Here is an 8,076-nt window from a genome sequence, read left to right on the forward strand (position 1 = left end):
GCAGGACATGTGAGCCCAGCAGCCGAGACCGGCTCTGCCGCAGCGCCGGGGGCGAGCCAGCCCCTGTCCGCCGGTGCCAAGGCCGCCGTCCTCGTGGAGGCGCTGCCGTGGCTCCAGCGCTTCGCCGGGCAGGTCGTCGTGGTGAAGTACGGCGGCAACGCGATGGTCGACGACGACCTGCGGCGTGCCTTCGCCGCCGACATGGTCTTCCTGCGCTCGGTCGGCGTGCGGCCCGTCGTGGTCCACGGCGGAGGCCCGCAGATCTCGAGCATGCTCGGGCGCCTCGGCATCGAGAGCGAGTTCCGCGGTGGCCTGCGCGTGACGACGCCGGAGGCCATGGACGTCGTCCGGATGGTGCTCGTGGGCCAGGTGGGCCGTGAGCTCGTCGGGCTGCTCAACGCCCACGGGCCCCTCGCCGTGGGCCTGTCGGGCGAGGACGCCGGTCTCCTGCAGGCGGTCCGGCGTGACGCCCTGGTCGACGGCGAGCACGTGGACGTCGGGCTCGTCGGCGACGTCGTCGACGTCGACCCGACCGCCGTCCTCGACCTGCTCGAGGCCGGGCGCATCCCGGTCATCGCCACGGTGGCACCCGAGATCTCCGGGCTCGACGGTGACGGCGACGACGGCGGCGCCGCGGCCGGCGAGGCCGTGGGGGACGGCGCGGCCGTGCTCAACGTCAACGCCGACACCGCGGCCGCCGCCATCGCGGCGGCCCTCGGCGCCGCCAAGCTCGTCGTCCTCACCGACGTCGAGGGCCTCTACGCCGACTGGCCCGACCGGTCCTCGCTCGTGCGCTCGATCGGCGCGGGCGAGCTGGAGGCGCTGCTGCCGAGCCTGGACGCCGGGATGATCCCCAAGATGGAGGCGTGCCTGCGTGCCGTGAGAGCCGGTGTGCCGCAGGCCACCGTGCTCGACGGGCGGGTCGAGCACGCCGTCCTGCTCGAGGTCTTCACGCCCGAGGGCGTCGGCACGCAGGTGGTGCCGTCGTGAGCGCCACCGCACGCTCGACCTCTGCCGCGGCGGCTGTCCCGGTCCCCGACCTCGACCGCGCCACCGCCGCGGCGCCCGAGGTCCTCTCAGCACTGGGCGCCGACGTCGCCGGTCGCCACGGCCGGGCGCTCATGGGCACCTACGGCACCCCGCAGCGGGTGCTCGTGCGCGGCGAGGGCGCATGGGTGTGGGACGCCGAGGGACGGCGCTACCTCGACCTGCTCGCCGGCATCGCCGTCAACGCCCTCGGGCACGCCCACCCCGTGCTGACGGCGGCCGTGACGGCGCAGCTGGCCACGCTGGGGCACGTCTCGAACTTCTTCGCGACGGGCCCGCAGGTGGCGCTCGCCGAGCGGCTCCTGGAGCTGCTGGGCGCTCCCGAGGGCAGCCGGGTCTTCCTGTGCAGCAGCGGGACCGAGGCGAACGAGGGCGCGTTCAAGATGGCCCGGCGCACCGGTCGGCCCGAGGTGCTCGCGCTGGAGGGCGCCTTCCACGGCCGCACGATGGGCGCCCTGGCGATGACCGCCAAGCAGGCCATCCGCGAGCCCTTCGCGCCGCTGCCCGCCGGCGTCCGGCACCTGCCCTTCGGCGACCTGGACGCGCTTGCCGCCGCCCTGGGCGGCGACGCCGGCCAGCAGGTCGCCGCGCTCGTCGTCGAGCCCGTCCAGGGCGAGGCCGGGGTCAGGCCGCTGCCGCCGGGGTACCTCGCGGCGGCGCGGGAGCTCACCGCCGCGGCCGGCGCGCTGCTCGTCGTCGACGAGGTGCAGACCGGTGTCGGCCGCACCGGGCGGTGGTTCGCCAGCGCCGGGCCGGACGGCCGGGTGGACGCCGACGTCGTCACGCTCGCCAAGGGCCTCGGCGGCGGGCTGCCCGTCGGCGCCGTCGTGGGCCTCGGCGAAGGCCCGGGTGCCCTGCTCGGCGCCGGGCAGCACGGGACGACCTTCGGCGGCAACCCGGTGTGCGCCGCCGCGGCCCTCGCCGTCCTGCACGTGCTGGAGCGTGACGGCCTCGTCGGGCGCGCCGCCGACCTCGGTGCGCGGTGGCGCGCCGACCTGGCGGCCGTCGACGACCCGGGCGGCCTGCTGGCCGGCGTCCGCGGTGAGGGCCTGCTGCTGGCGCTCGTCCTGAGCCGCCCGTCCGCGCCCGCGGTCGCCCGCGCCGCGCTGGAGGCCGGTTTCGTCGTCAACGCCGTGGCCCCGGACGCGATCCGGCTCGCCCCGCCGCTCGTCCTGTCCGACGAGCAGGCCGACTCCTTCACGGCCGCGCTGCCTTCCGTCCTCGCCGCGGCGGCGCGGGAGGAGGGCGCATGAGCTCCTCGACCAGCCGGCCGGGTACCCGGGCCGCCCGGCACGCCCGCGTCGTCGACCTGCTGAGGGGCCAGCCGGTGCGCTCCCAGACCGAGCTGGCGGGCCTGCTCGCCGCGGACGGCGTCGAGGTGACGCAGGCGACGCTCTCGCGCGACCTCGTCGAGCTCGGCGCCACCAAGGTCCGCGACCCCGAGCACGGCCTCGTCTACGCCGTGCCCGGCGAGGGCGGCGACCGCAGCCTGCAGGCCGCGCAGGGCCCGGCGACCTCGCTCGCGCGGCTCGCCCGGCTGTGCGAGGAGCTGCTCGTCACCGCCGAGGCGTCCGGCCCGCTCGTCGTCCTGCGCACGCCGCCGGGCGCCGCGCAGTACCTCGCCTCCGCCGTCGACACGACCGTGCTGCCCGAGGTGCTCGGCACCATCGCCGGCGACGACACCGTCCTCGTCATCGGCCGCGGCAGCGACGGCGAGGCGACCGCCCGCCGCCTGCTCGACCTCGCGGCCGGGCGCACGGGAGGCTGAGCGCGGCCCCCGCGGCGGCGCCGCGGGCGGCAGGCTCGGCGCAGCACGCGCCCCCTGCAGCACCACCACGACCAGCACCACCACGACCAGCACACCCCCGAGCACCAGGAGCTCCCCGTGACCGACCGCGTCGTCCTCGCCTACTCCGGAGGTCTCGACACCTCCGTGGCCATCGGCTGGATCGCCGAGCGCACCGGCGCCGAGGTCGTCGCCGTGGCCGTCGACGTCGGCCAGGGCGGCGAGGACCTGCAGACCATCCGCGACCGGGCGCTCGCCTGCGGCGCCGTCGAGGCCGAGGTGGCCGACGCCCGCGACGAGTTCGCCGACGAGTACTGCCTGCCGGCCCTGCAGGCGAACGCCCTGTACATGGACCGCTACCCGCTGGTCTCGGCGATCTCGCGGCCCGTCATCGTCAAGCACCTCGTCGCGGCCGCGCGCCAGCACGGCGCCTCCGTCGTCGCCCACGGCTGCACGGGCAAGGGCAACGACCAGGTGCGCTTCGAGGTCGGCATCCAGAGCCTGGCTCCCGAGCTGGCGTGCATCGCGCCCGTCCGGGACCTGGCGCTGACGCGTGACAAGGCCATCGAGTTCGCCTCCAGCCGCGAGCTGCCGATCGAGACGACGAAGAACAACCCCTTCTCGATCGACCAGAACGTCTGGGGCCGGGCCGTCGAGACCGGCTTCCTCGAGGACATCTGGAACGCCCCGACGAAGGACGTGTACTCCTACACCTCCGAGCCGGGTCAGTCACCGGGTCCCGACGAGGTCGTCGTCACCTTCGAGCGCGGGGTCCCGGTGGCCCTGGACGGGCGCCCGGTGACGATGCTGCAGGCGATCACCGAGCTCAACGCGCGCGCGGGCGAGCAGGGCGTCGGGCGCATCGACATGGTCGAGGACCGTCTCGTCGGCATCAAGAGCCGCGAGGTCTACGAGGCGCCGGGCGCCATCGCCCTGCTGACGGCGCACGAGGAGCTGGAGAACGTCACGCTCGAGCGCGACCTCGCCCGCTTCAAGCGCACCGTCTCCCAGCGCTGGTCCGAGCTCGTCTACGACGGCCTGTGGTTCAGCCCGCTCAAGCGGGCGCTCGACGGCTTCGTCGCCGACAGCCAGGAGCACGTCAACGGCGAGGTCCGGCTCGTCCTGCACGGCGGCCGCGCGGTCGTCACGGGGCGGCGCAGCGACACGAGCCTCTACGACTTCTCCCTGGCCACCTACGACTCCGGCGACACCTTCGACCAGTCCCTCGCCAAGGGCTTCGTCGACATCTGGGGCCTGCCCAGCAAGATCGCCGCCGGCCGCGACCAGCGCGCTCGTGGCTGAGGCGTCGGCAGACCCCGGCCCCACCACGGCGACGGGCGCGACGGGCGAGGGCCGCCTGTGGGGAGGGCGCTTCGCCGGCACGAGCGCGCAGGCGCTGACCGAGCTCTCCCGCTCGACGCACTTCGACTGGCGGCTGGCACGCCACGACCTCGCGGGGTCGCGGGCCCACGCCCGGGTGCTCGCCGGCGCCGGGCTGCTGGACGACGAGCAGCTCGCCGGGATGCTTGCGGCGCTCGAGCGGCTCGAGGCCGACGTCGTCTCCGGCGCCTTCTCCCCGACGCCGGCCGACGAGGACGTCCACGGCGCCCTCGAGCGCGGGCTCCTGGAGCGAGCCGGCGACGAGCTGGGCGGGCGGTTGCGCGCGGGTCGCTCGCGCAACGACCAGATCGCGACGCTCGTGCGCGCCTGGATGCGCGAGGAGCTGCGCGTCGTCGCGGGCCTGCTGCTCGACCTCGTCGACGCCCTCGCCGACCAGGCCGCCGCCCACCCGCGCGCGCCGATGCCGGGGCGCACCCACCTGCAGCACGCCCAGCCGGTGCTGCTGTCCCACCACCTCCTCGCCCACGCGTGGCCGCTGCTGCGCGACGTCGAGCGGCTGCGGGACTGGGACGCCCGGGCCGCGCGCTCGCCCTACGGCTCGGGGGCGCTCGCCGGCTCCTCCCTCGGCCTGGACCCGGCAGCCGTCGCCGCCGAGCTCGGGTTCGACGGACCGGTGGAGAACTCGATCGACGGGACGGCGGCCCGCGACGTCGTCGCCGAGGCCTGCTTCGTCCTCGCGATGGCGGGCGTCGACCTCTCCCGGCTGTCGGAGGAGGTCGTCCTGTGGGCGACGAAGGAGTTCTCCTTCGTCGTGCTCGACGACGCCTTCTCGACGGGGTCGAGCATCATGCCGCAGAAGAAGAACCCGGACGTCGCCGAGCTGGCCCGCGGCAAGGCGGGGCGCCTGGTGGGCGACCTCACCGGGCTGCTGACGACGCTGAAGGGCCTGCCGCTGGCCTACAACCGCGACCTGCAGGAGGACAAGGAGCCGGTCTTCGACGCCGTCGACACCCTGCAGCTCCTCCTGCCGGCGGTGACGGGCATGGTCGCCACGCTGACCTTCCGCACCGGGCGGATGGCCGAGCTGGCGCCGCAGGGCTTCTCGCTCGCGACCGACGTCGCCGACTGGCTCGTGCGGTCCGGCGTCCCCTTCCGGGAGGCGCACGAGGTGGCGGGCGCCTGCGTGCGCCGCTGCGAGGGGCGCGGCGTCGAGCTCGACGAGCTCACCGACGACGAGCTCGCGGACATCTCGCCGCACCTGTCCCCGGCCGTGCGCGAGGTGCTGAGCGTCGAGGGCTCCCTCGCCTCGCGGGACGCCGTGGGCGGGACGGCGCCGGTGCGGGTGGCCGAGCAGCTGGCGGGCGCGCGGGAGCGCAGCGGGCAGCTGCGGGAGTGGGCGCGGCAGGTGCCGGGGGCCCGCACCTGAGCGTCGGCGGGACGGTGCCTCCGGACGGCGACGCCCCTCTGCCCGCGGCCTTCTACGACCGTCCGGTGCTCGAGGTCGCCCGCGACCTGCTGGGGTGCCGGCTCGTGGTGGGGCAGCGCGCCGGCCGCGTCGTCGTCCGCCTCACCGAGGTCGAGGCCTACGGCGGCGCCGAGGACCCGGGCTCCCACGCCGCCCGCGGGCGCACGCCCCGCACCGCGGTGATGTTCGGCCCGCCCGGGCACCTCTACGTGTACTTCTCCTACGGGATGCACTGGTGCGCCAACGTCGTCACGGGCCCCGAGGGCAGCGCGTCGGCGGTGCTGCTGCGCGCGGGCGACGTCACGCACGGCCACGACCTCGCCCGGGCCCGCCGCCCCGCGGCCCGCACCGACCGCGACCTCGCCCGCGGCCCCGCCCGGCTCGCCGCCGCGTGCGGCGTCGACGGCGGCCTCGACGCGGCGCCGCTCACGGCGCCCACCGGAGCGCACCTGCTGGCACCGGTCGAGCCGTCGCAGCGCCGCCCCGAGGACGTCGTCGCCGGGCCCCGCGTCGGCGTCAGCGGCCCGGGCGGTGACGGAGCGGCCTTCCCGTGGAGGCTGTCGCTGGCGGGCGAGCGGTCCGTCTCCGCCTACCGCCCCGGCGGGCGTCCTCGGCGGTCTCGCCCGGCGTCCCGGCCGACCGCGACGGGGTGAGCCGGCCGCCGTCTGGGGCGAGGGGGAGCCGCGGTGCGCCGTGGCAGGCTGACGCCGTCGTCCGACCGGCGGGCGGCGCGGAGGCGGGAGGCCCAGCGGTGGGTGGAGCGGTGGGTGGAGCGGACGCCGGAGCGGTGGGTGCAGTCGCGGGCGACGTGCTCGCAGACCTGCGGTGGCGTGGGTTGCTGGCGCAGTCGACGGACGAGGACGCCTTGGCGTCCGCGCTCGCGAGGCCGCTCACCTTCTACGTCGGCTTCGACCCGACGGCGCCCAGCCTGCACATCGGCAGCCTGGTGCAGATCCTCGTGGCCCGGCGGCTGCAGCGTGCCGGCCACACCCCGCTGCTGCTCGTGGGCGGCGCCACCGGTCTCATCGGCGACCCCAAGCCGACGGCGGAGCGCCAGCTCAACGACGCGGACGTGGTGGCGGGGTGGGTGCAGCGGGTCCGCGCGCAGATCGAGCCCTACGTCGACCTCACCGGCCCCCGCGCGGCGCAGATGGTCGACAACATGGAGTGGACCTCCCGGCTGTCGGCGGTCGACCTGCTCCGTGACGTCGGCCAGCACTTCCGGGTCGGCCGGATGCTCGCGAAGGACGCCGTCGCCGCGCGCCTGGCCAGCGCCGAGGGCATCAGCTACACCGAGTTCAGCTACCAGGTCCTGCAGGGCATGGACTACCTCGAGCTGTGGCGCCGGCACGGGTGCTCGCTCCAGTTCGGGGGCAGCGACCAGTGGGGCAACATCACCGCCGGCGTGGACCTCGTGCACCGCGTCGAGCAGCAGCAGGTGCACGCCTTCACGGTGCCGCTGGTCACCAAGGCCGACGGCACGAAGTTCGGCAAGACCGAGAGCGGCACCGTGTGGCTGGACCCGGGGCTCACGTCGCCGTACGCCTTCCACCAGTTCTGGCTGCAGGCCGAGGACGCCCTCGTCGACCGGTACCTGCGCGTCTTCACCGACCGCAGCCCGGAAGAGCTCGCCGAGCTGGCGACCGCGACGGCCGAGCGCCCGGGGGCGCGGACGGCGCAGCGCGCGCTCGCCCACGACGTCACCGCCCTCGTCCACGGGCAGGCAGCGGTCACGGCCGCGGAGGAGGCCGCGGGTGCGCTCTTCGGCCGCGGGGAGCTGGCGGCGCTGGACGAGGCGACGCTGCGGGCAGCCCTGGCCGAGCTGCCGCGCGCCGTGGTGGGGGAGGGGGCACGGACGGTCGTCGAGCTGCTCGTCGCGAGCGGTCTGTCCCCGAGCCGGTCGGCCGCCCGGCGAGCGGTCGCGGACCGCGGCGCCTACGTCAACAACGTGGTCGTCGAGGACGGCGACGCCGAGCCGGCGGCGGACCAGCTCCTGCACGGTCGGTGGGTGCTGCTGCGCCGCGGCAAGCGCACGCTCGCGGCGGTCGACGCGCGCCCCGCCTGAGTCGCCGCACGTGAGCCTGCCTGTCGCGGCGCTCCCTCGGCGGGCTCCTGCGAGCCGCCCCGACGACGGACTTGCACCGGCCGGCGACGTCGGTCTACTGTTCTCGACGTCGCCCGGGAGGGAGGAACGGACACCGCGAGGTGGTCGGTCCCCAGCGGGTAGGCCACCTCGGAGCTCGTGCCAGCTCCCCGGTCCATCTGGATCTGGGAGCCAGTCACGATGCCCCGGGCGCCTCGACCAGAGGCTCGCCGGTCAGACCGGCCAGCATGGTGGGGTAACGTAGCGATCACAGCCCCTCGACGAGGGCGGCCCCAGAGGCCGTCACCGCGATGCGGGTCTGCTTCTTGAGAACTCAACAGCGTACCGATGTCG

Annotated in this window: 7 protein-coding genes; all 7 read left to right on the forward strand. The window is 75.9% G+C overall.

Annotated elements, in window-relative coordinates; translation table 11 throughout:
- Window positions 1-9 precede the first annotated feature (9 nt).
- The 7 genes from argB (at window position 10) to tyrS (ending at window position 7,704) form a co-directional block, all read left to right on the forward strand.
- Window positions 10-990 carry an acetylglutamate kinase gene (gene argB / locus WDV86_RS10665; RefSeq protein WP_339567613.1) on the forward strand — a complete coding sequence of 327 codons (981 nt, stop codon included), beginning with the start codon at window positions 10-12 and terminating at the stop codon, window positions 988-990.
- Window positions 987-2,300, forward strand: a complete 1,314-nt coding sequence (locus WDV86_RS10670) for an acetylornithine transaminase (protein ID WP_339567614.1) — start codon at window positions 987-989, stop codon at window positions 2,298-2,300. Before argB ends, WDV86_RS10670 begins: the two co-directional genes overlap by 4 nt.
- Complete coding sequence (locus WDV86_RS10675; protein ID WP_339567615.1) at window positions 2,297-2,815, forward strand: arginine repressor; 519 nt, start codon at window positions 2,297-2,299, stop codon at window positions 2,813-2,815. Before WDV86_RS10670 ends, WDV86_RS10675 begins: the two co-directional genes overlap by 4 nt.
- Before the next feature lie 117 nt (window positions 2,816-2,932).
- The gene (locus WDV86_RS10680; RefSeq protein WP_339567616.1) at window positions 2,933-4,135 is read left to right on the forward strand and encodes an argininosuccinate synthase; all 1,203 of its coding nucleotides are present in this window, start codon (window positions 2,933-2,935) and stop codon (window positions 4,133-4,135) included.
- Between the two features lie 55 nt (window positions 4,136-4,190).
- A complete protein-coding gene (gene argH, locus WDV86_RS10685) occupies window positions 4,191-5,600 on the forward strand; it encodes an argininosuccinate lyase (protein ID WP_445263034.1) in 1,410 nt (469 codons plus the stop codon).
- 14 nt (window positions 5,601-5,614) lie between these two features.
- Entirely contained in the window at window positions 5,615-6,292 is a 678-nt protein-coding gene (locus WDV86_RS10690) for a DNA-3-methyladenine glycosylase (protein WP_339567618.1), read from the forward strand.
- Window positions 6,293-6,426: 134 nt separating this feature from the next.
- On the forward strand, window positions 6,427-7,704 hold the full coding sequence (tyrS, locus tag WDV86_RS10695; RefSeq protein ID WP_339567619.1) for a tyrosine--tRNA ligase: 1,278 nt from the start codon (window positions 6,427-6,429) through the stop codon (window positions 7,702-7,704).
- The last annotated feature ends 372 nt before the right edge of the window (window positions 7,705-8,076 follow it).

It is taken from the genome of Pseudokineococcus sp. 1T1Z-3 (genome assembly GCF_037482365.1).
Taxonomy (GTDB): Bacteria; Actinomycetota; Actinomycetes; order Actinomycetales; family Quadrisphaeraceae; genus Pseudokineococcus.